We start from the raw sequence: 1,182 nt of genomic DNA, 5'->3' as shown, positions 1-1,182 counted from the left end.
AGGTAGCCGTCCCGGTGGTTCACGGCACAACCACAGGGCACGTAGGCGGTGCCGCCGGTCAGTGCGCCGTCGGCATAGAACTTCACGCCTCCCAGGCGCAGTCGGTCGTCGCCCAGGTGCGAGGACAGGCCCAGCGCAGCCAGGTGGCCAACCCCTTCCAGCCCGCCAACCATGATGAACAGCCCGGCGAAGAAGAGCAGCGCCGGCCATTCGACCCGCTCGACCACCTCGGGCAGGTCGGGCAGCGAGAGCCCAATCGCCAGCCCGGCACCGCCGAGCGCGATGGCCGAAATCTCCAGCTCCAGGTGAATCAGCTCATGCACTGAGAACGTCACAATCGTGAGTGACAGTGCCGCCAGCGTGCGGTTCATCATCGGCCGGTCGCGCACGACGGCCCACTCATCCTCCGCCAGCAGCTCCTCCACGTGCTCGGGCCGCGTCTCAATCCAGTCGCGGTAGTAGTAGCGCATGTACCCCATCGTCGCAATCCACGCTATCACCGTCAGTGGTGTCAGGTGCTCGATGAAGCTGTTGAACGTAAACCCGGTCGAGGCGGCAATCATGACGTTGGGCGGGTCGCCGACCAGCGTCGCGACGCCGCCAGTATCGGAGAGGATGGCCTCGGCAATCAGCGGCGGGATGGCGCTGATTTTCAGCTTGTCACAAATCTTGATGGTAATCGGCGCAATCAGGATAATCGCGGTCACGTTGTCGATAACCACCGATATCAGCGTCGTGAAGGTTCCCAGCCAGACCACCAGCATCCACGGGTCGCCCTTCGAGAGCTTGGTCGCCTTGATGGCGACAAACTCGAAGAAACCGCTGATTTCGAGCATCGCCGCGAAAATCATCATCCCCAGCAGCAGGCCAATTACGTTGAACTCGATGGCGGCGAACAGGTTCCCTTCGCACTCGCCGTGGGTACACCAGTCGAGCGTGCCGGTCAGCTTGCCCACCAGCAGCATCGCCACTGCCCCCATCCAGGCGGCGGTAGTGCGGTGCACGAACTCGCCCAGGATGAGCACGAAGGCGACTATGAAAATCAGCAGTATCAGCGCCGCGGCCAGCGTCATCATCGTGCCGATTAAGGTGGTTGATAAAAGCCTAGGCCAGCCGCGCGTCGAGCGGTGTTTCCCAAGCTGCTCGCAGTGCTGCCGGTGCGAGCGTCAGCAGCGTTTCGTC

General features: G+C 62.7%; 1 protein-coding gene. It reads right to left on the bottom strand.

Translation table 11 applies throughout. The features are described 5' to 3' along the window. The coding region (locus QGG57_06820) for an SLC13 family permease (protein ID MDP7007876.1) at positions 1 to 1,076 on the bottom strand (1,076 nt) is incomplete at its 3' end. Positions 1,077 to 1,182 lie beyond the last annotated feature (106 nt).

It is taken from the genome of Candidatus Poseidoniia archaeon (genome assembly GCA_030748895.1).
In the GTDB taxonomy this organism is placed as follows: domain Archaea; phylum Thermoplasmatota; class Poseidoniia; order MGIII; family CG-Epi1; genus UBA8886.
Note: the sequence above shows the minus strand (reverse complement) of the source record. Positions and strands in the feature narration are given on the sequence as shown.